The 25,516-nt window shown below is 60.3% G+C and carries 24 protein-coding genes; 11 read left to right on the top strand and 13 right to left on the bottom strand.

The window, feature by feature from the left end:
* Positions 1 to 36: 36 nt before the first annotated feature.
* Complete coding sequence (gene thrS, locus H9Q75_RS06960; RefSeq protein WP_186565537.1) at positions 37 to 1,797, bottom strand: threonine--tRNA ligase; 1,761 nt, start codon at positions 1,795 to 1,797, stop codon at positions 37 to 39.
* A gap of 324 nt (positions 1,798 to 2,121) precedes the next feature.
* Complete coding sequence (locus H9Q75_RS06955) at positions 2,122 to 2,271, bottom strand: hypothetical protein (RefSeq protein WP_186565535.1); 150 nt, start codon at positions 2,269 to 2,271, stop codon at positions 2,122 to 2,124.
* A gap of 143 nt (positions 2,272 to 2,414) precedes the next feature.
* Between H9Q75_RS06955 and H9Q75_RS06950 the strand changes: the two genes are divergently transcribed.
* The 4 genes from H9Q75_RS06950 (at position 2,415) to H9Q75_RS06935 (ending at position 6,144) form a co-directional block, all read left to right on the top strand.
* Positions 2,415 to 2,747: a helix-turn-helix domain-containing protein gene (locus H9Q75_RS06950; RefSeq protein ID WP_186565533.1), complete on the top strand. Its 333-nt coding sequence runs from the start codon at positions 2,415 to 2,417 to the stop codon at positions 2,745 to 2,747.
* 292 nt (positions 2,748 to 3,039) lie between these two features.
* Entirely contained in the window at positions 3,040 to 4,956 is a 1,917-nt protein-coding gene (locus H9Q75_RS06945) for an NAD(+) synthase (protein WP_186565531.1), read from the top strand.
* A 4-nt stretch (positions 4,957 to 4,960) separates the two neighbouring features.
* Positions 4,961 to 5,557, top strand: coding sequence for a chromate transporter (locus tag H9Q75_RS06940; RefSeq protein ID WP_186565529.1), 597 nt, complete (start codon positions 4,961 to 4,963; stop codon positions 5,555 to 5,557).
* The gene (locus tag H9Q75_RS06935; protein WP_186565527.1) at positions 5,554 to 6,144 is read left to right on the top strand and encodes a chromate transporter; all 591 of its coding nucleotides are present in this window, start codon (positions 5,554 to 5,556) and stop codon (positions 6,142 to 6,144) included. The genes H9Q75_RS06940 and H9Q75_RS06935 overlap by 4 nt, the downstream gene beginning before the upstream one ends.
* 70 nt (positions 6,145 to 6,214) lie before the next feature.
* Here H9Q75_RS06935 and H9Q75_RS06930 read toward each other — a convergent pair whose 3' ends face one another.
* From H9Q75_RS06930 to proB, 4 genes are all read right to left on the bottom strand, one after another.
* On the bottom strand, positions 6,215 to 6,391 hold the full coding sequence (locus tag H9Q75_RS06930; protein ID WP_186565525.1) for a hypothetical protein: 177 nt from the start codon (positions 6,389 to 6,391) through the stop codon (positions 6,215 to 6,217).
* 463 nt (positions 6,392 to 6,854) lie between these two features.
* Positions 6,855 to 7,232: a hypothetical protein gene (locus H9Q75_RS06925; RefSeq protein WP_243200735.1), complete on the bottom strand. Its 378-nt coding sequence runs from the start codon at positions 7,230 to 7,232 to the stop codon at positions 6,855 to 6,857.
* A gap of 90 nt (positions 7,233 to 7,322) precedes the next feature.
* On the bottom strand, positions 7,323 to 8,570 hold the full coding sequence (locus tag H9Q75_RS06920) for a glutamate-5-semialdehyde dehydrogenase (RefSeq protein WP_186565523.1): 1,248 nt from the start codon (positions 8,568 to 8,570) through the stop codon (positions 7,323 to 7,325).
* Positions 8,571 to 8,587: 17 nt separating this feature from the next.
* The gene (proB, locus tag H9Q75_RS06915) at positions 8,588 to 9,400 is read right to left on the bottom strand and encodes a glutamate 5-kinase (RefSeq protein ID WP_207720798.1); all 813 of its coding nucleotides are present in this window, start codon (positions 9,398 to 9,400) and stop codon (positions 8,588 to 8,590) included.
* A gap of 249 nt (positions 9,401 to 9,649) precedes the next feature.
* Here proB and trmL point away from each other — a divergent pair, with 249 nt between their 5' ends.
* From trmL to eno, 5 genes are all read left to right on the top strand, one after another.
* Positions 9,650 to 10,171 carry a tRNA (uridine(34)/cytosine(34)/5-carboxymethylaminomethyluridine(34)-2'-O)-methyltransferase TrmL gene (gene trmL, locus H9Q75_RS06910; RefSeq protein ID WP_186565519.1) on the top strand — a complete coding sequence of 174 codons (522 nt, stop codon included), beginning with the start codon at positions 9,650 to 9,652 and terminating at the stop codon, positions 10,169 to 10,171.
* Entirely contained in the window at positions 10,168 to 11,436 is a 1,269-nt protein-coding gene (locus H9Q75_RS06905; protein ID WP_186565517.1) for a phosphoglycerate kinase, read from the top strand. Before trmL ends, H9Q75_RS06905 begins: the two co-directional genes overlap by 4 nt.
* Before the next feature lie 70 nt (positions 11,437 to 11,506).
* Positions 11,507 to 12,280, top strand: coding sequence for a triose-phosphate isomerase (gene tpiA / locus H9Q75_RS06900; protein WP_186565515.1), 774 nt, complete (start codon positions 11,507 to 11,509; stop codon positions 12,278 to 12,280).
* Between the two features lie 34 nt (positions 12,281 to 12,314).
* Positions 12,315 to 13,829 (top strand): 2,3-bisphosphoglycerate-independent phosphoglycerate mutase, encoded by a 1,515-nt coding sequence (gene gpmI / locus H9Q75_RS06895; protein ID WP_186565513.1) that lies wholly within the window; start codon positions 12,315 to 12,317, stop codon positions 13,827 to 13,829.
* A 114-nt stretch (positions 13,830 to 13,943) separates the two neighbouring features.
* A complete protein-coding gene (gene eno, locus H9Q75_RS06890) occupies positions 13,944 to 15,254 on the top strand; it encodes a phosphopyruvate hydratase (protein ID WP_186565511.1) in 1,311 nt (436 codons plus the stop codon).
* A 68-nt stretch (positions 15,255 to 15,322) separates the two neighbouring features.
* On the opposite strand, the gene H9Q75_RS06885 is transcribed toward eno, so the two are convergent.
* The 7 genes from H9Q75_RS06885 to H9Q75_RS06855 all read right to left on the bottom strand — a co-directional run bounded on the left by H9Q75_RS06885 (position 15,323) and on the right by H9Q75_RS06855 (position 21,910).
* Positions 15,323 to 16,492 (bottom strand): thiolase family protein, encoded by a 1,170-nt coding sequence (locus H9Q75_RS06885; protein WP_186565509.1) that lies wholly within the window; start codon positions 16,490 to 16,492, stop codon positions 15,323 to 15,325.
* 37 nt (positions 16,493 to 16,529) lie between these two features.
* Positions 16,530 to 17,255: a YoaK family protein gene (locus tag H9Q75_RS06880; protein WP_186565507.1), complete on the bottom strand. Its 726-nt coding sequence runs from the start codon at positions 17,253 to 17,255 to the stop codon at positions 16,530 to 16,532.
* A 28-nt stretch (positions 17,256 to 17,283) separates the two neighbouring features.
* Positions 17,284 to 17,934, bottom strand: a complete 651-nt coding sequence (locus H9Q75_RS06875; protein WP_186565505.1) for a 3-oxoacid CoA-transferase subunit B — start codon at positions 17,932 to 17,934, stop codon at positions 17,284 to 17,286.
* Between the two features lie 14 nt (positions 17,935 to 17,948).
* Entirely contained in the window at positions 17,949 to 18,605 is a 657-nt protein-coding gene (locus H9Q75_RS06870; RefSeq protein WP_186565503.1) for a CoA transferase subunit A, read from the bottom strand.
* Positions 18,606 to 18,655: 50 nt separating this feature from the next.
* Entirely contained in the window at positions 18,656 to 19,990 is a 1,335-nt protein-coding gene (locus H9Q75_RS06865) for a GntP family permease (protein ID WP_186565500.1), read from the bottom strand.
* A 66-nt stretch (positions 19,991 to 20,056) separates the two neighbouring features.
* Positions 20,057 to 20,905: a beta-keto acid cleavage family enzyme gene (locus H9Q75_RS06860; protein ID WP_186565498.1), complete on the bottom strand. Its 849-nt coding sequence runs from the start codon at positions 20,903 to 20,905 to the stop codon at positions 20,057 to 20,059.
* Between the two features lie 60 nt (positions 20,906 to 20,965).
* Entirely contained in the window at positions 20,966 to 21,910 is a 945-nt protein-coding gene (locus tag H9Q75_RS06855) for a 3-hydroxyacyl-CoA dehydrogenase family protein (protein ID WP_186565497.1), read from the bottom strand.
* A gap of 451 nt (positions 21,911 to 22,361) precedes the next feature.
* Between H9Q75_RS06855 and H9Q75_RS06850 the strand changes: the two genes are divergently transcribed.
* Together H9Q75_RS06850 and H9Q75_RS06845 are read left to right on the top strand one after the other, a co-directional pair.
* Positions 22,362 to 23,888: a sigma-54 interaction domain-containing protein gene (locus tag H9Q75_RS06850; RefSeq protein ID WP_186565495.1), complete on the top strand. Its 1,527-nt coding sequence runs from the start codon at positions 22,362 to 22,364 to the stop codon at positions 23,886 to 23,888.
* A gap of 89 nt (positions 23,889 to 23,977) precedes the next feature.
* Positions 23,978 to 25,462 (top strand): DUF1846 domain-containing protein, encoded by a 1,485-nt coding sequence (locus H9Q75_RS06845; protein ID WP_186565493.1) that lies wholly within the window; start codon positions 23,978 to 23,980, stop codon positions 25,460 to 25,462.
* Positions 25,463 to 25,516 lie beyond the last annotated feature (54 nt).

Below are 25,516 nucleotides of genomic sequence, written 5' to 3'. Positions count from 1 at the left end.
AAAGCTCAAACCGCCGCCACGTCTGCCCGGGACAGGTTATTTAATGATCTTGCTGTCCACCTCGGCGCGGAGAATCTCGGAGAACTCGGCCAGAGACATGGCACCCTGGTCCCCGCCGGCGCGGGTGCGGACCGCCACGGTGCCGTCCTCGGCCTCCTTGTCGCCCACCACCAGCATATAGGGGATCTTCTGCAGCTGGGCCTCGCGGATCTTTTTGCCGATCTTCTCATTGCGAAGGTCAGTCTCCACACGGAAGCCGTCCCCATCCAGCCGGGCGGCCACCTCTTTGGCGTATTCGGCGGCGCGGTCGGTGATGGGCAGCACTTTCACCTGCACCGGGGCCAGCCAGGCGGGGAAGGCACCGGCAAAGTGCTCGGTAATCACGCCGATGAACCGCTCGATGGAGCCCAGCACCACCCGGTGGATCATAACGGGGCGGTGCTTCTGGCCGTCCTCGCCGGTGTACTCCAGCTCGAAGCGCTCGGGCAGCTGCATGTCCAGCTGGATGGTGCCGCATTGCCAGGTGCGGCCCAGGGAGTCGGCCAGGTGGAAGTCCAGCTTGGGCCCGTAGAAGGCGCCGTCGCCCTCGTTGATGATATAGTCCTTGCCCAGCTCCTGAATGGCGGCCTCCAGGGTCTCGGTGGCGAAATCCCAGTCCTTCTTGTCGCCCATGTGGTCCTCGGGCATGGTGGAGACTTCGATCTGATAGCTCAGGCCAAAGACGGAGTATACCTCGTCAAAGAGCTTGACCACGTTCTTGATCTCGTCCTTCATCTGGTCCCAGGTCATGAAGATATGGGCGTCGTCCTGGGTGAAGCAGCGCACCCGGAACAGGCCGTGGAGCGCGCCGGAGAGCTCATGCCGGTGGACCAGGCCCAACTCGCCCACCCGCAGGGGCAGGTCCCGGTAGGAGTGGGGCTCGCTGGCGTAGACCAGCATGCCGCCGGGGCAGTTCATGGGCTTGATGGCGTAATCCTCCCCGTCGATGACGGTGGTGTACATATTTTCCTTGTAGTGGTCCCAGTGGCCGGAGCGCTCCCACAGCCGGCGGTTGAGGATGATGGGGGTGGCGATCTCCACGTAGCCGTACTTCTTGTGCACCTGCCGCCAGTAGTCGATGAGGGTGTTTTTCAAAACCATGCCCTTGGGCAGGAAGAAGGGGAATCCGGGGCCCTCGTCGGTGAGCATGAACAATCCCAGTTCCTTGCCCAGCTTGCGGTGGTCCCGGCGCTTGGCCTCCTCAATGCGCGCCAGGTACGCGTCCAGCTCCTCCTTCTTGGGGAAGGCGATGCCGTAGATGCGCTGCAGGGTCTCCCGGTTGGAGTCCCCCCGCCAGTAGGCGGCGTTGCAGGCGGTGAGCTTGATGCCGTTGCCCTTCACCCGACCGGTGGAGTCCAGGTGGGGCCCGGCGCACAGATCGGTAAACTCCCCCTGCTTGTAGAAGGAAATGTGCGCGTCCTCAGGCAGGTCCTGAATGAGCTCCACCTTGAAGGGCTCGCCCTTCTCCTCCATAAACTTCAGCGCCTCTTCCCGGGGCAGTTCGAAGCGCTCCAGCTTCAGCTTCTCCTTGCAGATCTTGCGCATCTCCGCCTCGATCTTCTCCAGAATCTCCGGAGTAAAGGCGAAGGGGGAGTCCATGTCGTAATAAAAGCCCTCGTCAATGGAGGGGCCGATGGCCAGCTTCACCTCCGGGTACAGGCGCTTGACCGCCTGGGCCAGAATATGGGAGCAGGTGTGCCAATAGGTTTTGCGGTAGCTTTCGTTCTCAAAGGTATACTGATTGTTTTCTTCTGCCATAAAAATTCCTCCTTGTAGTTGGGGGAGAATGAAAAAACGCCTCACCCCTGACCAGATTCAGGGGTGAGGCGCAAGCATGCGTCCCACGGTTCCACCCTGCTTGCAACGGGATACAAAGCCGCTGCCGCTCGTGTTTCCTCTGTAACGGGAGGGCCCGTCCCGGTTTTGGCCGGGCGGCTCGGGAGCGGTCTCCCCGCCGCGGACGCAGGGCACTTCCAGCCGTGATGCCCCTCTCTGTGCGCCGCCCAACGGTTTGCTCTCCGTCAAAGCCATTTTGAACAGAGGTAGTGTATCACCAAACCGTCCGGGTGTCAAGAGGCGGGCTTATTCCGACTCGGTCTCCATGTACAGCTCTTCCGCCGCTTTCTGGGCCTCCCGCAGGATATGCTGGGCGGCGCCAAAATTGAGCTCCCCCATCTGCTCCAGGCTGTCGGTGATAGCGTTGAAGAGCACGGTATACATTTTTTGATACATAAAAAGCACCTCATTTTCAACTATAAAGATATAAATAAACTATAAATATAAGGAAATAGAATGTCAAGTTGTAATTCAAATTTATAATACATTAAGTTTGGAGGGGAAGGCGGGTATGATAATCCAAGACAGGAGGGAAGAGCATGACATTGGATTATCATACAATTGGTAAACGGATTAAACGGCGCAGAAACCAATGTCAGATGACGCAGGAAAAGCTGGCGGAATTATGCAATGTTTCCGAACAGTATATTTCCAACATCGAGCGGGCGGTTTCGATTCCCTCCACGGAAGTCATTATGCGATTGGCTGCTATTCTGGATACGACCCCGGACGAGTTCCTGGTGGGAACCATCCGGCGGGAGGGGGGCGAGGCGTGGAAAAACACGGCGGAACTGCTGCGCGGGATGGAGGGCAGACGGCTGGAGCTGGCGCAGAGCTTTCTGACCTGGCTGCGGGAACAGGAGAATTTTTGAAAAAAACTAGAATTAACAGTTTATTCATAAAGCCTTCACGATTTAGCCTTATTTATCTTTTATGATACAGACAGATTCAGAGATGAATCTGAATCCATCCTCCCAAACCAATTCCTCTCTTATCCCTCTCCAACACCTTTGCAGAACACACAACACACACCCAAAAAACCCCGACCGGAAGGCCGGGGTTTTTTGGGCCTTTTGGCACGTTGCAATTCCGGGCGGATTGGGGTATCATATTCCTGCTGTATCTGAACAATGACCCGGACTTTTCCAAAGGAGGCGAAAAGCGATGCGCGATGGATTGATTAAGGTGGCTGCGGGCACGCCCAAGATCCGTGTGGCCGACTGCCGGTACAACGCCGAGCAGATTTTTACCCTGATGCGCCAGGCGGCGGACCAGGGGGTGCGGGTGCTGGCCCTGCCGGAGCTGTGCGTGACAGGCTACACCTGCGGGGATCTGTTTTTGCAGGACACCCTGCTGCGGGGGGCGGAGGAGGCCCTGGGCACCATCCTGGCGGCCACCAAGCACCTGGACATGGTGACCGCCCTGGGCCTGCCCGTGCGGTATCAGAACAAGCTCTACAACTGCGCGGCCGTGATTCATAAAGGGGAGCTGTTGGCCCTGGTGCCCAAGACTTACCTGCCCAACTACGGCGAGTTTTACGAGAAGCGTTGGTTTGAGCCCGGTGCCCCGGCGGACCGGCTGTTCTTCTTCTGCGGACAGGAGACCCTTTTCGGCCCCGACGTGATCTTCGCCTGTGAGAGCATGCCCGGACTGATCCTGGGCGTGGAGCTGTGCGAGGATTTGTGGGCCAGCACGCCGCCGTCGGTGGCTCTGGCCGAGGCGGGGGCCACGGTGCTCCTTAACCTGTCCGCCAGCAACGAGGTGGTGGGCAAGTCCGGCTATCGCCGCCAGCTGGTCTGCGGTCAGTCCGCCCGGCTGGTCTGCGGCTATGTGTACGCGGACGCGGGCGAGGGGGAATCCACCACGGACCTGGTGTTCACAGGGCACAATATGATTGCGGAAAACGGCGCCCTGCTGGCCGAGCGGCGTTTTGCCTGCGGACTGACCGTCAGCGAGCTGGACCTGGAAAAGCTGTGCTATGAACGGCGGCGCCTGACCACCTTCCGCTCCGACACCGGCGGCAGGGTGATGGAGCTCTCCTTTGCCCTGGAGCCGGCCACCACCACCCTGACCCGCTACATCTCGCCCACCCCCTTTGTGCCCGAGGACGCGGGCGACCGGGCGGAGCGGTGCGACGAGATTTTGAAAATCGCCGCCCTGGGCCTGAAAAAGCGGCTGGAGCACACCGGAGCCCAGACCGCCGTGGTGGGCCTGTCCGGCGGGCTGGACTCCACCCTGGCGATTCTGATTACCGGTATCGCCATGCGCCTGCTGGACCGGCCCGCCAGTGACATCATCGCGGTCACCATGCCCTGCTTCGGTACCACCGACCGCACCCGGGACAACGCCGTGGAGCTGGCCGGGCGGCTGGGCGCGACCCTAAAGCGCATTGACATCGGCGCGTCCGTGAAGAGCCATTTCCGGGACATCGGCCAGTCCATGGACAACCACGACGTGACCTTTGAAAACGGGCAGGCCCGGGAGCGCACCCAGGTGCTCATGGACATCGCCAACCAGACCGGGGGCCTTGTGGTGGGCACCGGCGATCTGTCCGAGCTGGCCCTGGGCTGGGCCACTTACAACGGCGACCACATGAGCATGTACGGCGTCAATGCCTCCATCCCCAAAACCCTGGTGCGCCACCTGGTCTCCTTCGTGGCCGGGGACAAGGCGGAGGAGGACAAGCAGCTTTCTCTGGTGCTGGAGGACATTCTGGACACCCCCGTTTCCCCGGAGCTGCTGCCTGCCATCGAGGGCAAGATCAGCCAGAAAACCGAGGATTTGGTGGGGCCCTACGAGCTGCACGACTTCTTCCTCTACTACGCGATCCGCTGGGCCTTTCCACCCCGGAAGGTGCTCCGTCTGGCGGAGCACGCCTTCGGCCGCTCCTACGACCGGGCCGCCATACTCAAGTGGGAGCGCACCTTCTACCGCCGTTTCTTTGCGCAGCAGTTTAAGCGCTCCTGCCTGCCCGACGGGCCCAAGGTGGGCTCTGTGACCCTCTCCCCGCGGGGCGACTGGAGAATGCCCAGCGATGCGGCGGCCGCCCTCTGGCTGGAGGAATTGGAGGGGCTGGAGTAAGCGTATGAATCTCTATCTAGATTTGTTTTTTACCTTCGCCAAAATCGGGGTGTGCACCTTCGGCGGCGGTTACGCCATGCTGCCCATTCTCCAGCGTGAGATTGTGGAGAAAAGGGGCTGGGCAACGGACGGGGAGCTGACCGACTACTTTGCCATCGGCCAGTGTACGCCCGGCGTCATTGCCGTCAATACCGCCACCTTTGTGGGGCAGAAGCTTAAGGGCATTCCCGGCGGGATTGCGGCCACCCTGGGGCTGGTATTCCCGTCCATTATCATTATTATGGTTATCGCGGCCTTCCTGCAGAATTTTGCGGACCTGCCGGTGGTGGTTCACGCGTTTGCCGGGGTGCGGGCCTGCGTGTGCGCCCTGATTCTCTCCAGTGTGCTTAAGCTGCGCAAAAACGCTCTGGTGGATAAGCCGACAGTGATCATCTTTGCCATCGTTCTGGTGCTGGCCGTTATCGGGAATTTTGTTGCCTTTGACGCCGGGACGCTCTGGGGCCGGGTCCTCAACTTCCTCCTGTCCCCGGTGGTGCTGGTGGTGGCCTCCGGCGTGGCTGGGCTCTGTATCCGTGGGGCAAAGGGGGCGCTGAGGAAATGATTTACCTGCGGCTGTTTTTCGAATTCTTCAAGGTGGGGCTTTTTTCCGTCGGCGGCGGCCTGGCCACCATCCCCTTCCTTAGTGACATGGGGGCGCGGACGGGCTGGTTTACTGCGGGCAATCTAGCCAATATGATCGCCATTTCCGAGTCCACTCCTGGCCCTATGGGGGTGAATATGGCCACCTATGTGGGCTTTCACACCAGCGGCGTGCTTGGGGGAATCGTCGCCACCCTGGGGCTGATCTGTCCCGCCATTATCGTCATTGCCATCATCGCGGGCTTCCTGAAAAAGTTTCGGGAGAGCCGGGCGGTGGACGCGGTGTTCTACGGCCTTCGTCCGGCCTCCACGGCCCTGATCGCCGCCGCCCTGGCTCAGGTGTGCTCAATCGCCCTGATGTTCCATGAGACGGCGGGCCCGGAGATGGCGCCGGGGTCGGTTGTCCCCAAGACGCAGCTGTTTTACTGGCCCGCCATCGCCCTGGCTTGCGTGGTGTTCATTTGCCTGCAGCTCAAGCCCCTGAAGAAGGTCCACCCCATCGTTTTTATCGCTCTGTCCGCCGTGGCGGGCATTGTGTTCAAGCTGTAAGGACATACGGGAACAAATTTACATGACAAGCAGGCACCCACAAAAGTGTGGGCGCCTGCTTTTTCATTGCTTATTTTGATTTGGAGTGGACGGACACATAGTTAGCAATCAGGCCCACCAGCAGAATGATGTACAATGGAATAATATCGCGGCCGATCTGAAAAACAAGACTGTAAATGATCCCCCCGAGCATCAGAAAAATCCCCACTGCGGATAATGCCATGGAAACCTCATATCGCTTCTTCATAAGGCATCCCTCTGTCCAATGAGTCTAAAATACTTTCATCTGAGTATTCATACGAAAAGATGGTATCTCCAAGGACGGTAACTTCCTTTATAATTTGCCCGTAATTATCTTTCTCAGCAGAAAGTATCTAAACCTCTGGCTGTAATATCTGTGCTGGAAAACAGTCCGTTTATCATAGATAAGTACAAAATCAAGGCGAATACTTTTTTAGCATAATGTTTGCCCCCTGCTATAGAATAAGTGTTATTATGTTCCAAAACAGCGTTTAAAACGAATTTAGCCTAGGGGCTTTCTCCTCTCTCAATGCCGTGATTCGGCGGTCATTGCGGCTGTCTCTTCAAATTAATCTATCATGCCATTTTACAAATATCAACAGATTCTATGTTTTTAAATTTTGTATATATTGATTACTGTGAGAAAAGGACCTGCCGCAGAATCGTACATTCTGCGGCAGGTCCTTTTCTTATGCTTCCGGCAGGGGGCAGCGCTCGCCGCGGTCCATGTAGTGGGCGTCGATCCGGAGAACCAGCCGCCGGGGGCCGCCGCCGCTCTCGCTCCACTCGTCGGGAAGGACAAAACGCACCGGCGGGGCGGTCAATTCCCCCGGCTCCCGCCCATGACGGGCGGGAAGGGCTAAAACCCGCAGCCCCCTGGGGTGGGCCTCTCCGGCCGCATCCAGTTCGTCCAGGCTGACGGCTGCGGCCACCCGCCGCTCAGGCTGGACGTCTTTCAGGCAGAGGAACACATCCACCACCTGGCCGCCGTCACCCGGTGTCAGCGCTGCAGGGCGGCAGACCAAAAGGCCGCCGCTGTCCAGCGTCAATTCCTGCATCCATTCCATCACTGGCGCCTCCCATCAAAAAATACGGCGGGCCGACCGGCCCGCCGTATGTACCGGGGTGAGGAAGGGGGGAGCCGCTCTATCCTATGCTCACCGCACCTGGCCGGTGCCGTAAACGACGAATTTGCTGGAGGTCAGCTCTTCCAGGCCCATAGGGCCCCGGGCGTGCATCTTCTGGGTGGAGATGCCGATCTCCGCGCCCAGACCAAACTCAAAGCCGTCGGTGAAGCGGGTGGAGGCGTTGACGTAGACCGCCGCCGCGTCCACCTCATCCAGAAAGCGCTGGGCAGTAAAATAGCTGTTGGTGACGATAGCCTCCGAGTGCCCGGTGCCGTGCTCCCGGATGAAGTCCACCGCCTCCTCATAGCCGGAGACCACCTTGACGGCCAGAATATAGTCGCCGAACTCCGTGTCCCAGTCCTCGGTGGCGGCGGGCCTGACGGCCTGGCCCAGAATATCCCGGGCGAGGGGGCAGCCCCGCAGCTCCACATCCTTGGACTTGAGCAGCTGCCAGACCATGGGCAGGAAGTCCCGGGCCACTGCCCGGTCCACCAGCAGGCATTCGGCGGCGTTGCACACCGACGGGCGGGAGCATTTGGCGTTGAACAGAATGCGGGCGGCCATGTCCAGGTCGGCCTCGCCGTGCACATAGATGTGGCACACCCCTACGCCGGTCTCAATGACCGGCACCTTGGCGTTTTCCACCACCGTGCGGATCAGGCCTGCGCCACCACGGGGGATGAGCACGTCCAGATACCCGGTCAGGTTCATCAGCTCCCGGGCGCTCTCCCGGCTGGTGTCCTCCACCAGAGAGATGCAGTCCCGGGGCAGGCCCGCGGACTCCAGCGCGTCCCGCATAATGGCCACAAAGGCCTTGTTGGAGCGGAAAGCTTCCTTGCCGCCCCGGAGGATGACCACGTTGCCAGCCTTCAGGCAGAGAACGGCGGCGTCCACGGTCACATTGGGCCGGGCCTCATAGATCATGCCGATGACGCCCAGGGGGACCCGGCGCTTGCCGATGATCAGCCCGTTGGGCCGACGGCTCTCCCGGATGACCTGGCCGATGGGGTCGGGCAGGGCCTTGACCTGGCGGACCCCCTCCACAATGCCGGCGATGCGCCCGGCGTCCAGGGACAGGCGGTCCACCAGAGACGCGCGCATGCCAGCCTCCTGGGCGGCGGCCACATCCTGGGCGTTGGCGGCGAGGATTTCCTCCTGCCGGGTCTCAATGGCCGCGGCGATGGCCTCCAGCGCGGCGTCCTTTTTGGCGCTGCCCGCGACGCAGAGGGTTCGCTCCGCATTTTTGGCGCTCAGCCCCTGGGTTTCCAAAATAGTCATGTCAGTCCCTCCTGTTCTCAGCGGCGTTCTTCCAGTGCAAAGCGTGTTCCCACGTCTTTTCCGGCTACGATGTCATAGATGGCGTCCATATTGTTGCCGTTTGCAATGACCATCTCAATGCCGGCGGCCAGAGCGGTCTCCGCGGCGTTGAGCTTGGTGGCCATGCCGCCGGTCCCCCGCCAGGTACCCGCCCCGCCGGCCATGGCCCGCAGCTCGGGTGTGACCGCGCTCACCCGGCGGATCAGCCTGGCATTGGGGTCCTTGTGGGGGTCGGCGTCGTAAAGGCCGTCGATGTCGGAGAGCAGGATCAGCAGATCCGCGCCGCACAGGCGGGCCACAATGGCGGAGAGGGTGTCGTTGTCACCCAGCACCTTGCAGTGGCCGGTCTCAATCTCGGCGGAGGAGACGGAGTCGTTTTCGTTGACCACCGGGATGACCCCCAGCTCCAGCAGGGCTTCAAAGGTGTTATGCAGGTGCTCCGACCGGACCGGGGCGTCCACATCCTCTCCGGTGAGCAGGATCTGGGCCACCGTGCGGTTATACTCGGAGAACAGCTTGTCGTAGACATGCATCATCATGCACTGCCCTACGGCGGCGGTGGCCTGTTTGGCGCGCAGTTCGGTGGGGCGCTCCGGCAGACGCAGCTTTTTGGTGCCGATGGCGATGGCGCCGGAGGATACCAGGACGATTTCATGGCCAGTGCCCTGCAGGTCGGATAAGACCCGCGCCAAATGGTCCATGTTGTGCAGATTCAAGCTGCCGCTGTCCCGGGTCAGGGTGGAGGTGCCCACCTTGACCACAATGCGGCGGCACTGGGTTTCCTGATGCAACTGACTCACGCTCCTGTCCGCACCCGCGCTGGGCGCGGACGCTTTTCTTTAGCCGTGCCTATCATAGCACATTTTTCGCCGCTGGGAAAGTAAGAAAATAAAACTTTGGAAATCCTGATATTTCAACCCTTTGACGAAAGAAAACTGAGCATTTTAGCTCTTTTTCACCGTTTTGGTGTTGAAATTCTCTTAAATTTGGAGTACAATAGCCTGCGCTGACTATGGGAGAGAAGGGAAGGTGCAGGGAAGATGATCAATATCGTGCTCTTTGAGCCGGAGATCCCCCAGAATACCGGCAATATCGCCCGCACCTGCGCGGTCACCGGCAGCCGGCTGCACCTGATCAAACCCCTGGGCTTTGATATCAGCGACAAGGCGGTGAAGCGGGCCGGCCTGGACTACTGGCACCTGGTGGACCTGCATGTGTACGAAGATCTGGAGGACTTTTTCCAGAAAACCGGCGCCCAGGACATCTGGCTGGCTACCACCAAGGCTCCCAGGGACTATACCCAGGCCCGGTTCCGGGACAACTGCTACCTGATCTTCGGCAAGGAGACCGCCGGTCTGCCCCAGGCCTTTCGGGAGCAGCACCGCCAGCGCTGTATCCGCATTCCCATCCGGGCGGAGGCCCGGTGTTTAAACCTGTCGAATTCTGCGGCTATTTTAGCATACGAGGCCCTGCGGCAGCTGGATTTCCCCGGCCTGACCGGGGTGGGCGAGATGGCGGAGCCATCCTGCGGGGCACAGGCGAAAGGAGAGGTATCTGTATGAATTACAACAAAAAGACTGTCAAGGACGTGGACGTGAAGGGCAAGAAGGTCCTGCTGCGCTGCGACTTCAACGTCCCTCAGGACAAGGCCACCGGCGCCATTACCGACGACAAGCGTATCCGCGCCGCCCTGCCCACCATCCAGTATCTGCTGGACCAGGGTGCGGCTGTCATTGCCTGCTCCCATCTGGGCAAGCCCAACGCCACCTTTGAGTCCTACGTGAAGAAGCAGGCGGAGAAGGGGAAGGACCCTGCTTCCCTTACGGAGGAGGAGTGGAAAAAGTCCCTGAAGAAGCTCTCCCTGGCCCCTGTGGCCAAGCGCCTGGGTGAGCTGCTGGGCCGGGAGGTCATTATGGCCGCCGATGTGGTGGGCCCCGACGCCACCGCCAAGGCCGCCGCGCTGAAGCCCGGGGAGATTCTGCTGCTGGAGAACACCCGCTTTGAGAAGGGGGAGACCAAGAACGACCCTGAGCTGGCCAAGAAGATGGCCTCTATGGCCCAGGTCTACGTGTCCGACGCCTTCGGGGCTGTGCACCGCGCCCACGCCTCCACCGCCGGCGTGGCCGATTATCTGCCGGCCGTGTCCGGCTTCCTCATCCAGAAGGAGCTGGAGATCATCGGCGGCGCCCTGGCCAATCCCAAGCGGCCCCTGGTGGCTATCCTGGGAGGCTCCAAGGTGTCCTCCAAGATCGGCGTGATCAACAACCTGCTGGAGATCGCCGATACCATCATCATCGGCGGCGGCATGACCTATACGTTCCTGAAGGCCCAGGGCGGCTCCGTGGGCAAGTCCCTGCTGGAGGCCGACTGGCTGGATTACTGCAACGAAATGATGAAGAAGGCCGCGGACAAGGGCGTCAAGCTGCTGCTGCCCGAGGACACCGTATGTGCCAAGGAGTTTTCCGCCGACGCCGAGCCCATTACCGTGGACAGCATGAATATTCCCGATGACTGCATGGGCATGGATATCGGCCCCAAGGCGATCGCCGCCTACAGCGAGGCCGTGAAGGATGCCGGCACCATCATCTGGAACGGGCCCATGGGCGTGTTTGAGTTCCCCGCCTTTGCCAAGGGCACCGAGGCTGTGGCCAAGGCTCTGAGCGGGACCGCCGCCATTACCATCATCGGCGGCGGAGACAGCGCGGCCGCCGTGCAGCAGCTGGGCTATGCCGACAAGATGACTCACATCTCCACCGGCGGCGGCGCCTCTCTGGAGTTTATGGAAGGTAAAGAACTCCCCGGAGTGGCCTGTCTGCTGGACCGGTAAGACCGGGGGCCCGGCGCAGCAAGATCTCCCACCTGCGAAAGAAGAGAAGAATCGAAAGGATTGAATTGCGATGAATCGCCGCTATAGAAAGACCATTATTGCTGGAAACTGGAAAATGAACAAGACCATTTCAGAGACCAAGGCCTTTGCCGAGGAGCTCAAGCCTCTGCTGGGCAAGCCCAAGTGGTGCGAAGTGGTTTTGTGCGTGCCCTATGTGAACATTCCCGCCGCTGTGCGCGCTTTTAAGGACAGCCGTGTGGCGATTGGCGCGGAGAACTGTCACTCTGAATCCCATGGGGCCTATACCGGCGAGGTGACGGTGGAAATGCTCAAGGAGGCGGGGGTCAAGTATGTGATTATCGGCCACTCCGAGCGGCGCCAGTACTACAATGAGACTGACTTTACCGTCAACAAGAAGGTGCGCGCCGCCCTGGACGCCGGCCTGTATCCCATCGTGTGCGTGGGGGAGAGCCTGGAGCAGCGGGAATTGGGTGTGACCATGGAGCTGATTACCTATCAGGTGAAGGTGGCTCTGGCCGGCGTGCCCGCGGACAAGATGCGCCATGTGGTGATCGCCTATGAGCCCCTCTGGGCCATCGGCACTGGCAAGACCGCCACCGCCGAACAGGCGGGAGAGGTGTGCGAGGCCATCCGCGCGGTGGTCCGCAAGCTGTACGGCGCCCGTGTGGCCCGTTCCGTCACCATCCAGTATGGGGGCTCTATGAACGCCAGGAACGCCGCAGAGCTGCTGGCCCAGCCCGACGTGGACGGCGGCCTGATCGGCGGGGCGAGCCTGAAAGCCCCGGATTTTGTGCAGATCGTGAACGCGGCCAATCAGGAGTAACTGATTTTCCAAACGGATAGGATCGAGGTTTTTTATGAGTAAGACACCAACCACCCTGATCATCATGGATGGCTTTGGCCTGAGAGACGACGTGGTGGGCAATGCCATCAAAAACGCGCGTACCCCCAATCTGGACCGGCTCTTTGCACACAACCCCAAGTGCAGGCTGTCCGCCTCCGGGCTGGACGTGGGCCTGCCCGAGGGGCAGATGGGCAACTCTGAGGTAGGGCACACCAACATCGGCGCCGGACGGGTGGTGTTCCAGGACCTGCCCCGGATCTCCAAGTCCATCGCGGACGGGGACTTCTTCCGCAATGAGGCCTATCTGGAGGCCATGGACGACTGCCGGGAGCGGGGGGGCGCTCTGCACCTGATGGGGCTTTTGTCGGACGGCGGCGTGCACAGCCACATCAACCACCTGTATGCTCTGCTGAAAATGGCAAAGGAGCAGGGGCTGGAGAAGGTATATGTGCACTGCTTCCTGGACGGGCGCGACGTGCCCCCCACCTCTGGAAAGGGCTTTGTGGAGGCCCTGGCCGCCAAATGCAGGGAGCTGGGCGTGGGAAGCATCGCCACGGTCATGGGCCGCTACTACGCCATGGACCGGGATAAGCGCTGGGACCGGGTACAGCGGGCCTATGACGCCATGACCTGCGGCGAGGGGGTGCAGAACCCCGACCCAGCGGACGCGGTGCAGCAGTCCTACGACGCGGGCGTGACAGATGAATTTGTGGAGCCCGTGGTGTGCGACCGGCACGGCATGGTGCGGGAGGGCGACTCGATTATCTTTATCAACTTCCGCCCCGACCGGGCCAGGGAGATCACCCGGTGCTTTGTGGACCCCGCTTTCGCCGATGTGGAGCGCAAGAAGGGCTTCCTTGGGGTCACCTATGTGTGCACCACCGAGTATGACGCCACCATGCCCAACGTGCTGGTAGCCTTCCCCCACCGGGAGCTGAAAAATATCTTCGGCGAGTATATCTCCCGCCTGGGCCTGACCCAGCTTCGCATCGCGGAGACGGAGAAGTACGCCCATGTGACCTTTTTCTTCAACGGCGGCGAGGAGAAGGTCTTTGAGGGGGAGGACCGCTGCCTGATCCCCTCCCCCAAGGTGGCCACCTACGACCTCCAGCCGGAGATGAGCGCGTTTGAGGTGGCGGCCGAGGCCGTCAAGCGCATTGAAAGCGGCAGTTACGATGTGATTATCCTCAACTTTGCCAACTGCGACATGGTGGGGCATACCGGTGTGTATGAGGCCGCGGTCCAGGCGGTGGAAGCGGTGGACGCCTGCGTGGGTCAGGTGGTGGAGGCTACGGCCCGGATGGGCGGGGTGGCGCTCATTACCGCGGACCACGGCAATGCCGAGCAGATGACCGAGCCGGACGGCTCTCCTTTTACCGCCCATACCACCAATTTGGTACCCTTCTGCATCGTGGGCGCGGACGTGAAGCTCCGGGACGGCCGCCTGGCCGATATCGCCCCCACCATGCTGGACTTGATGGGGCTGAACAAGCCGGAGGAGATGGACGGGGAGACCCTGATCCTGTGAATTTGACAGCACAGGCCTGCAACAGCGGGCCTGTGCTGATTTTTTTACCTGGAGATTGGGCAAACTTTTTCCAGAGATGGGTGCGGGCCGCCCGCAGCGTGAAAGGAGAACAGCATGAGAGAAAACAGTCAGATTGTACAGGTCTCCGGCCGGGAGGTTCTGGATTCCAGAGGGAACCCCACGGTAGAGGTGGAGGTAACCCTGGCCGACGGGACCATGGGCCGGGCAGCAGTGCCATCAGGGGCCTCCACGGGGATCTACGAGGCCTGTGAGCTCCGGGACGGCGACCAGGCGCGCTACCGGGGCAAGGGGGTGGAAAAGGCGGTGCGCAATATCAACACAGAACTTGCCCCATGTCTGACCGGCAGGACCGCCCTGGAGCAGACCGCCATTGACCGGGCCATGATTGAGCTGGACGGCACACCCAACAAAACCCGCCTGGGAGCAAATGCCATCCTAGGTGCCTCTCTGGCTTGTGCCAAGGCGGCGGCCGGGCATCTGGGCGTCAGCCTCTACCGCTATATCGGCGGGGTCAACGCCAAGGTGCTTCCCGTGCCCATGATGAACATCCTCAACGGCGGCGCCCATGCGGCCAACAATGTGGAGATTCAGGAGTTTATGATTATGCCCGTGGGTGCCGCCAGCTTCCGGGAGGCGCTGCGCATGTGCGCCGAGGTATTTCACGTGCTGAAGGACACCCTGAAGGAGAACGGCACCCCTGCCGCCGGCGTAGGGGACGAGGGAGGCTACGCCCCCAATCTGAAGCGGGACGAGGATGCCCTGAAGCTCATTGTCAGAGCCATCGAGGAAGCCGGCTTTCAGCCCGGCGGGGATTTTGTGATCGCCATTGACGTTGCCTCCTCCGAGTGGTGGGATGAGGAGCAGAAGCTCTATATCCAGCCCAAGTCCGGCAGGCGCATGACCCGGCAGCAGCTGGTAAACCTGTGGAAAAGATTCGCGGACACGTACCCCATTCTCTCCCTGGAGGACGGCATGGCCGAGACCGACTGGGAGGGCTGGCAGATGCTCACCAAAGCCCTCGGCGGCCGGGTACAGCTGGTGGGGGACGACCTGTTTGTCACCAATACGCAGCGGCTCAAGACCGGCATTGAGCAAGGCGTGGCCAACTCCATCCTCATCAAGGTCAACCAGATCGGCACCCTGACCGAGACGCTGGACGCCATCCAGATGGCCAACCGGGCCGGCTATACCGCCATCGTGTCCCACCGCTCCGGTGAGACGGAGGACACCACCATCGCCGACCTGTGTGTGGCCGTCAACGCCGGGCAGATCAAGACCGGCGCGCCCAGCCGTACCGACCGGGTGGCCAAGTACAACCAGCTGCTGCGCGTGGAGGAGAACCTGGGCGGCGCGGCGCAGTACCTGGGCAGGGATGCCTTTTTCAACCTGCGCAGCCGGAGATAAAAGGTGAAACAGAAACAGGGAGAGCGGGGCGCCGGATTCGGCGCCCCGCTCTCCCTGCCTGAAAGGTGTTATCGGCACATCTCGAAAAGACCGGCTGCGCCCATTCCGCCGCCCACACACATGGTCACCATACCGTAGGTACCGCCGCTGCGCTCCAGCTGATTGAGCAGCTTGCAGGTCAGAATGCCGCCTGTGGCGCCCAGGGGATGGCCCAGGGCCACTGCACCTCCGTTGGGATTGACCTTTTCCAGGTCCATGCCCAGCTCCCGGATACAAGGAATCGCCTGAGCCATGAAGGCCTCGTTGAGCTCTATGACGTCCATATCCGCCATAGTCAGACCCGCTTTCGACAGGACCTTGGGAACGGCGTGGATGGGGCCGAGCCCCATGACCTCGGGCGCCACACCGGCCACGGCGAAGCCCACAAAGCGGGCAATGGGCCTCAAACCAAGCTGTCGGGCCTTTTCCAGGCTCATCAGCACCACCATGGCGGCCCCGTCGCTCAACTGGGAGGAGGTCCCGGCTGTCACTAAGCCATCCTCCTGGAAGCAGGGCTTCAATGAGGAGAGCTTTTCCAGATCGGTGCCCGGCCGGATGCCCTCGTCGGTCTGAAAACAGAAGCGGCTTCCGTCCTCCTGCTTCGCCCAGATGGGAAGGATTTCCCGGTCAAAAACGCCCTCCGCATGGGCCTTGGCGGCCCGCTGATGGCTGAGCACGGCCAGACGGTCCATTTCCTCCCGGGTGACGCCATAGTACCGGGCTACAATTTCCGCGGTTAGACCCATGGGCATATACGCGCCGGGGGCCAATCCCTGCAGCTCAATACATTGGTACTGTTCCGGCGTACCGGAAAAAATCGCGGTCAGATACTCCACACCGCCGGCCACCGCCGCGTCTATCTCGCCCACCATAATGGCGTGGGCCGCGTCTGCAATTGCCTGCAGACCGGAGGAGCAAAGCCGCGTCAGGGTGTATCCCGGGACACAGGGGTTCAACCCCGCACGCAGGGCGATGAGCCGCCCGATGTTGGAGCATTGAATCTCCTGCGGACGGGCACAGCCCACGATAACGTCGTCGATCTCCATTGGATTCAGCTGGGGGATTTTCTGTAGCACGCCTTCCAACAGCTGGCCGGCGAAGTCCACAGGATGGGTAAAGCGGAGACCGCCCTTTTTCGCCTTGGCAATCCCGGTGCGGCCATAGGCGACCACGACCGCCTCTTTGAGTGTTCGTTCCATGTTTCAGGCCTCATTTCTGTAATGGTATAGCGCAGGTCTAGTGTCCGGCGGGTGTCTGGTCCCGCAAGTCCCGTTCGATGAACAGGTCCGCGTGGAGCAGACGGAGAAAGAGAAAAATCAGTATGGGAAGCACAGCCCAGATGGCGCGGCCCGCCAAGCGGCCGCTGAGCACCGTGGCCGCCACGCCACCCACAACAAACAGCGCCAGCATAGGCAGATGGGTGAGCAGCTTGCGCAGATAGAAGGGATTTTCCGGACATCGCCGCGCCCCCACCAACGCGATCCCGGTCTGCCGGACGTGGTTGGTGCAGAAGGTAGTGGCCATGGAGATCCCGCGGGTGGAACGGAAGGTGTTATAACGCATAGAGCACACGAAGTTGATACTTACCTGAGCGATCGGGTGGGGCGCAGAATCGGGCAGCAGTCCCAGGAGAAGCACAACGGCGGCCTCCAGAAGGACCTGGACGGTCTCCCAGCGCACGCCCAGCCGCCGCAGAGTGGGGGGCAGCTGCTCTGAGACCACGGAGCCCATGAGGTAGGCGGTGATGGGGATAATGTAATAGAGTGCCTGCCGCCACTGCGCGTGCCCCAAAGCCAGGGACAGGAGTACAAAGTTAGCCGTTTGTGCGTTGCAGAAAACGCCGCCCCGAACGCTGTAGGTATACCCTCCGTAATAGCCGCCTACTATCATCAGGAGCGCGTAGACCCAAAACTGTTCACACAGCAGGGTGCGCCGTCCGGATTCCCCCGGCTGTTTTGCCATATTTGCCACTTCCCTTCGAGGGCTATGTTCACTCCATGCGCCCAATCTGTTCCGGAAGAATGAGTTCCGCCTGCGTTTTAGTGCGCACCTCTTCCACCGTAATACCCGGAGCCAGTTCCTCCAGAATGAGACCCGCTCCATTGTAGTGAAGCACACACAGCTCGGTGACGATATAGTCCACGCTGTGGGGGGCTGTCAGCGGCAGGGTGCAGCGGCGGAGAATTTTGGGTGCACCTGCCTTGGTGCAGTGCTCCATGGCGACAATTACCAGCCTGGCACCCACCACCAGGTCCATTCCACCGCCCATGCCGGGCACTTTTCGGCCGGGAATGATCCAGTTGGCCAGGTTGCCCTCCTGGTCCACCTCAAGGGCGCCCAGCACCGTGGCGTCCACATGGCCGCCGCGGATTAAGCCGAAGCTCATCGCGCTGTCGAAGGTACAGCCGCCGGGCAGGATGGAGGCGGGGCGGCCGCCGGCGTTGACCACGTCGTGATCCCACCCATCGGCATCGGGTATAGGCCCAATGCCGATAAAGCCATTTTCTGACTGGAGCTGGACATGGATCCCTTCTGGGATATAATTGACCACTTGAGTGGGCAGGCCTATGCCCAGATTTACCAGGCCCCCGTCCCGAAAAAAGCGGGCTGCCCGCCGGGCAATTCGTTCTCTGTGTTCCATTTGCCGCTACCTCCTTACAGCGGGACGACCATGTCCACGCAGGCCGCCGGCGTACACACCTGGTCCGGGTCCAGCTCGCCCACTTCCACAACCTCCTCCGCCTGGACGATTACCAGGTCGGCAGCCATGGCCATGACGGGGTTGAAGTTCTTTGCTGTGCGGCGATAGACCAGATTTCCGGCGGTGTCCGCCCGCCATGCCTTGATCAGGGCGATCTCCGCCCGCAAAGGCAGTTCCAGCAGATAGTCCCGGCCGCCCACCGAGATCACCTGCTTGCCCTGGGCTGCCAGCGTGCCCACGCCGGTAGGGGTGAGGACACCACCTAGCCCCATGCCTCCGCACCGGATTCGCTCAACTAGGGTGCCTTGGGGAACCAGTGTTACCTCCAGCACGCCCTCGTTCATCAGCTGGCCCACCACAGGGTTGAGGCCAACGTGGGAGGCGGTCAGACGGACGGCCCGCCGCTCCACGATAAAGGTGCCAATTCCGTCCTGCCAGTCGTTGCCGGCATCATTGGCGATGATGTGCAGCCGGCGGATACCCGTGTCGGCCAGAGCGCGGCAGAACTGGTTGGGAGAGCCCACGTTGGTGAAGCCGCCGATCATGACGGTTTGGCCATCGTGGAACCTGGCCAGCGCCTCTTCCAGAGAGACTATTTTAGACGTTGCCAAAAAAACACCTTGCCTTTCGTTTTGCCGGGTCTCCCGTGGAGTTCTAAATTTTAGGTAAAGACACCTATGCCCACAAAGACGCCGCAGATAACCACAGTAATCAGGGGGATAATGACCGTCATTACGCCGTAGTGCTTATAGCCCTGGGCGTAGGTCAGCTTGGTCACGTTCAGGGTATTGACCACAGTGGAGCAGTGGGGTAGCGTGTCCAGGCCACCGGAAGAGATGCAGGCCATGCGGTGGATGATTTCCGGATTGAGTCCGCTGGCCAGAAAGCGGTCGGTCAGACTGGCAAAGGCGATGTTCAGCCCGGAGGAGGCGGAACCGGTGATACCGGCAGCCACGTTGACCGCAACAATCAGCTGGAAAATCTCGGGGCCCGGAATGCTGGCGAGGGAATTGAGCACCATGGTGTAACCGGAAACCGTGGCCACTACGCCGCCGAAGCCGGAGGCCGCACAGGCGGCCATCACCGCGCTGGTGGCGTTGGTGCCACCGGCGCCGATGCAGCTTTTCAGCTTGACAATGTTGAATTTTTTGTGGAAGATGACAATACAGGAGACACAGCCGGCAATCAGTCCCACCACGGCGCCCTGATTCAAGAAGTTCATAACCACAAACAGGATGATGCAGGGCAGCAGGCAGAGAAAGAGATTGGGCAGGTGGTCGGAGGACAGATCCTCACCCAGCTGTACCTTCAGAATTTCCGTGCCCGAGGGCTCAAAGTGCTCTCCCCTGCGGGTACAGCGGGCGCACATCCAAAAGACATAGCCGAATACCATCACGGCGGAGACAGCGACCGCGAACATGCTCAGGGCGGGAGCGGCCATGGCCGTGGTGCCCAGATAGGTGATGGGCACCTGGTTCTGCACCGAGGGGGTGCCGGGGAGCATGGTCATGGTCCACAGCCCTGAGCCGGCCACGCTGCAGGTGTACATGTGCCAGGGAATATCCAGCTCCTGAAACAGATCCTTGGCAATAGCCACCAGGGTAAACACCACCACGAAGGAGCTGACGCCGCCATAGGTCAGAATGGCACAGATCAGGATAAGGGAAATTACGGCCATGGGTTTTTCCTTGCCGGGGAATTTGCGTACCAGCTTGGAGACCTTGATGGCAATGGTGCGTGCCGCGCCGCACTCTCCCATCAGCTTTCCAAAGACCGCACCGAAAAACAGAATCAGAAAATAGTTCTTTGCAAAGACTACAAATTTCTCCATGTAGGTGCTGGTCAGGGTGGTAAAGGGATTCACGCCGGAGAAAACTGCCACCACCACAACTGCGATAGGTGCCACAATCAGAATGGGCCAGTTTTTATAGGCCAGGCCGATCAGGATCACCAGGCCCAGCAGGATACCGATCAAACTTAACACTTCAGGGCTCATAGACTCCGTCCTTTCTGTCTGAATCAAATCCACTCTCTCGATTGCCGGACCGCGCCGGGGGAACGGTCAAAAGGCGACATGCTTTTTCAGCCCCAGGATCTCGCGGGCCTCCTGGGCGGTGGCTATGCTGCGGCCGGCCATCTCACCCAGGCGTACGGCACGTTCCACCAGCTGCGGGTTGGTGGCCAGCACGCCTTTTTCATAGTAGATGTTGTCCTCCAGCCCCACGCGCAGGCCGTCAGCACCCTCAGCCAGACCGGCCAGCATCATGGGCATGTGGGCTTTGCCGATGCCGGTAATGGACCAGGTGGAGCCCGGCTGCATCCTGGGCAGCAGATAGGACAGGCTGCTGATGTCGCCCGGTATGCCGGCCGCCACGCCAAGCACGAACTGATAGTGGACTGGGGCCTTCAGGAAGCCGTTTTTGACATAGTAGTCCACCGCACCCATCATGCCGCCGTCAAAAATCTCCACCTCCGGCTTGATCTCCAGCTCCTGGGCTTCCCGGCCCAGACGCTCCAGAAAGACGGGGGTGTTCAGAAAGACGGATTTATATCCCCAGTTCAAGGTGCCTGGGTCATAGGAGCACATCTCCGGCAGGCAGGAGTGCAGCTGCGCCAGTCGCAGATCGTCAGAGAACTTGGAGCCGGAGGTGGTCAGGTTCAGTACGATATCCAGATTTTCTCTGGCCAGGGCCTCCCGGGTCTTGGCGCAGGTCTCCTCAAAGACCGCCGTATCCATGCAGTTGACCCCGTCCTTGTCGCGCACGTGGATGTGGGCAATGGCGGCGCCCGCCTTGGCGCAGGCCACCACATCCCTGGCAATCTCATCCGGAGTAATAGGGACGTGAGGGGTCTGTTTCTTAGTGGTGCCAGCGCCGCAGACACAGACCTGTACAATTAACTTCTTACCCATTAAAAATTCCTCCTCAAAATATGCGGACCTATGCCGCTTGTTCAATTGTTGAAGGGGCGATTAAAGCTTGTGGTGCAGGCGCAGCAGTTCAATGAGCATGGAATCCCGGAACTTTGCGATTTCCTCATTCGTGTGGCCGATGAAATCGGGCAGCTTGGCCTTTTCCTCGTCCACGCCGGCCTGGGCGTTGTCAAACCAGTCGTCCGGCTTGGCACCCCAGGTGCACAGGTCGGCATAGCCTTTGGCCGTGGTGCCGGAGAGCTTGTTCATGCCCCGTATGCCGTCCTTGCCGCCGCCCAGCTCGTAAATCATATTGGGCCCCAGGATGGCCCAGCGCAGGCCGGGGCCATAGGTGACAGCCTTATCCACATCCTCAATGGTGCAGGTGCCGGTGATGACCAGGTCGATGGCCTCCCGATAGAGGGCCCACTGGATACGGTTGGCGATAAAGCCCAGCTTCTCCTTTTTGCAGACCACGGGCACCTTGTTGATGCTCTCAAAGAAGGCGACAGCCTTGTCCACCGCCTCCTGGCTGGTCTTTTCACCCTTGGAGATCTCCACCAGGGGGATCAGGTGGGGAGGGTTGAAGGGATGACCGCCCATGCAGCGATCCGGATGCGCTGAATGTTTGGCAATCTCGGTAATGGACAAGCCGGAAGTGCTGCTCAGAAACAGCGCGTCAGGCGCATATTCATCCACCTGAGCCAGAATAGCCTGTTTGATGGGGTATTGATCCGGACCGGCCTCCTGGACCAGATAAGCGCCCTCCAGGGCCTGGGCAATATCCGTTGTGTAGGTGATGCGCGCCGCGATGGGAGCCACGTCGTCCTGGCGGATGACTCCATACTGGACAAAGTTGTTCAGATTGCGCAGGACCGCGTTTTTGCCGTTGGCCAGGGCGTCCTCTGCGGTGTCGTAGAGGCGGACCTCACACTCCCGAAAGGCAAAGTTGGTGGCCCAGCTGGCTCCGATGACGCCGGACCCGATGACGGTGATCGTTTTCATGTCAGTTCTCCTTTCTAAATTTGCATCGGATGGATCACGCCTTGCATATCTGCACGTTGACAACCCAATTGCTATGCATACCGCGTGCCAAGATCAAAAATTGAGAAAAAATTTCCCCCCTTTCCGAGAAATTATTTTCTTAAACCGTCCTTTTCCCCCACATCAGGGTGATGCCGCTCCTGGAGCGGGGGTGGGAAAATAGAATCAGAACGGGCTCCATAAAACAAAAATGCAATTTCACATTAAGAAAAAACCAAAAGAGCTTGCAATTGACAGAACCCTTCATGTAAAATCACATTAACCAAAAGCGTAGCGGCAAAAGCGGCTGTATGACAGGATGGGCTTTGTCTCTTTTTGAGCAAAATACGACAGGATTCCAGCTTGTTCAGGGGGGCAAACCGCCGTCTGTAAAAAAATGTTCATGTGATGTTGCATTAAAAGGGGGATCCGTATGAGTGATTTTGACGCAGGCCTCCATCCGGGTGAGGAGGGGGCGGAATCGGTTCCGGCCGAACTGATCATCTCACTGCTGGACAGCCTGGCCCAGTGTATTTATGTGCTGGACCGCACAGGGAGGTTTATCTATGTGAACAGCGCATTTGTGCGCTACACCGCGACCCCCAGGCATATTCTCCTGCGGAAGAATATCCACGAGATCAAGCACACCTTCAAGCCCTGCGTTTCGGAAAAGGTGCTAGAGACCAAGGGCGAGGTGATTATGTTTCAGGACATCATCAATGCGGCTCAGAAGACCTTCCGGCAGCTGGTAACCGCCACGCCTGTGTTTGACACACAGGGTGAGGTGAGCTACATTGTGGTTACCATCTCCGCCATCGAGACCATTGAACGCAAGCTGCAGACCGCGCGGAACAACGAAATCTCCAAACTCACCTCAACACCTGCCGCAGCCGCCGACCACCCGAAGGATCGTATGGTGGTCAACGCCAGTCCGCAGATGCGGGATGTGCTCACCCAGGCCAGGCAGGCGGCGTCTACGGACGCCACCTGTCTGCTCACAGGTGAGTCCGGTACCGGAAAAGAGGTGGTGGCCCGCTATATTCACGACCACAGCCCCAGAGCCGGGGGCCCCTTTGTGGTAGTCAACTGCGCCTCCATTCCGGAGAATCTGATGGAAAGTGAGCTGTTCGGCTATGAACCGGGGACCTTTACCGGCGGACAGCGGGGGGGCAAGACCGGCAGCGTGGAGGCGGCTGAGGGAGGCACGCTTTTTCTGGACGAAATCAACTCCCTTCCTCTGGCGCTTCAGGGAAAGCTGCTGCGGGTGCTGGAAACCAAGTCAGTCAAGCGCCTGGGCGGGAGTCAGGAGAAGACGGTGGACTTCCGGGCCGTCGCGGCCACCAATCAGGACCTGTATACCATGTGCCTGAACAAAGAGTTTCGAACCGATCTGTATTACCGGCTCAATCTAATGCCCATCTGTATCCCGCCCCTGCGGGAGCGGGTCAAGGACATCATCCCCCTGGCCAACTTCTTTTTACAGAAGTACTGCACCAAATACGGGAAAAATCGGGTGTTTTCCCCCCTGTGCTGCCGGCAGCTGCTGGAATACCGATGGCCCGGCAATGTGCGTGAGCTACGAAACTGTGTGGAGCGGATCCTGATTACCACGGTGGGCGACTCCCTTGAAATTACCTCTCTGCCGGAGCACATTCTCAGGGGAAACCAGGTTGGGGCCGCCGGCGGCCCCGCCCGTCAAGATGGGCGGTTTATCTTTATTAATCACGGCGGCAGCCTGATGTGCTACAGTGAGCAGGAATTTTCCCTGAAAGGATACTTATCCTCCATTGAAAAGGAGATATTGGAGTCCATGCTGCAGACCTACGGGAACTCTTACCAGATTGCCGGGGCGCTGAAGGTGGACCAGTCCCAGGTGATCCGCCGCCTGCAGAAGTATGGACTGGCGCTCCCCAGGAGGAGAAAGCGCGCTCCGGCTGCGAAATCGGCCGGCCAGGGGTAGATGTGCCGTTTGTCTGTGCCCCCTTTGCAAGCGCCTGATTTTGTGCTATACTGACATGGATTGTTGTGTGCAAAGGAGCATGGGACTATATGGACAAGATCGGCTTTGACAGCGGGAGATACAGAGAATTTCAGTCCAGCCATATCCAGGAGCGGATTGGCCAGTTTGACAACAAGCTCTACCTGGAGTTTGGCGGCAAGCTCTTTGACGACCACCATGCTTCCCGGGTACTGCCCGGCTTTGCGCCCGACAGCAAGATATGTATGCTGCAGGAGCTGGCTGACAAGGCGGAGATCGTCATCGCCATCTGTGCCAGTGACATTGAGAAGAATAAGATCCGGGGCGACCTGGGCATCACCTACGACGTGGAGGTGCTGCGCCTGATTGACGCCTTCCGCAGCCATGGGTTGTATGTGGGCAGCGTGGTCATCACCCGCTACGCCGGGCAGCCCGCCGCCGACGCGTTCAAGCGCCGGATGGAGAGCCTGGGCATGAAGGTGGCTCTGCACTATCCCATTGCCGGCTACCCCAACAACATTCCCCTGATTGTCAGCGACGAGGGCTATGGGAAAAACGACTATGTGGAGACCACCCGTCCCCTGGTGGTGGTCACGGCCCCCGGCCCGGGCAGCGGCAAAATGGCCGTGTGCCTGAGCCAGCTCTACCACGAGTACAAGCGGGGGGTGAAGGCGGGCTACGCCAAGTTTGAGACCTTTCCCATCTGGAACCTGCCCCTTCAGCACCCGGTGAATCTCGCCTACGAGGCCGCCACCGCGGACCTGGGGGATATGAATATGATCGACCCCTTCCATCTGGCCGCCTACGGAGCCACCACGGTGAACTACAACCGGGATGTGGAGGTGTTCCCGGTGCTCTCCGCCATGTTTGAGAAGATTATGGGGCAGTGCCCCTATAAATCCCCCACGGATATGGGGGTGAACATGGCCGGATACTGCATCGTGGACGACGAGGCGGTATGCGCCGCCGCGCGGCAGGAGATCGTCCGGCGGTACTACGCGGCTCTGTGCGACCGCCGGGTGGGCCTGGCGGACGATGAGCTGGTGTATAAGCTGGAGCTGCTGATGCAGCAGGCCAAGGTGGACACCTCTATCCGCACGGTGGCCGCCGCGGCCCAGCGGGTGGCGGAGGAGACGGGCAACCCGGCCTCGGCCATCCAGCTGCCCGATGGGGAGATTGTCACCGGCAAGACCACCGCCCTTATGGGGGCCTCCTCCGCCACGCTGCTCAACGCCCTCAAACGCCTGGCGGGCATCGACCACGGGCTGCACCTGATCTCCCCGGAGGCGCTGGAGCCCATCCAGACGGTCAAGGTAAAGCACCTGGGCTCCACGAACCCCCGCCTGCACAGTGACGAGACCCTGATCGCCCTGGCCAGCTCGGCCACGGCCAACCCGCTGGCGGCCCGGGCCCTGGCGCAGCTGGACCGCCTGCGCGGGTGCGAGGCCCACTCCAGCGTCATCCTCTCACCGGCGGACTCGGGCACTTATAGCAAGCTGGGGCTGCGCCTGACCTGTGAGCCCCAGTACGAGACCAATAAGCTTTACCACAAATAAAGCGTTGCGGCGCGGCCCGGTGGAGGGCCGCGCCGTTTTTTGCCGCAGGCGGGA

The organism is Lawsonibacter celer (assembly GCF_014281125.1).
Lineage (GTDB): Bacteria > Bacillota > Clostridia > Oscillospirales > Oscillospiraceae > Lawsonibacter_B > Lawsonibacter_B celer.
This window is presented reverse-complemented; position numbering and strand designations above follow the sequence as displayed.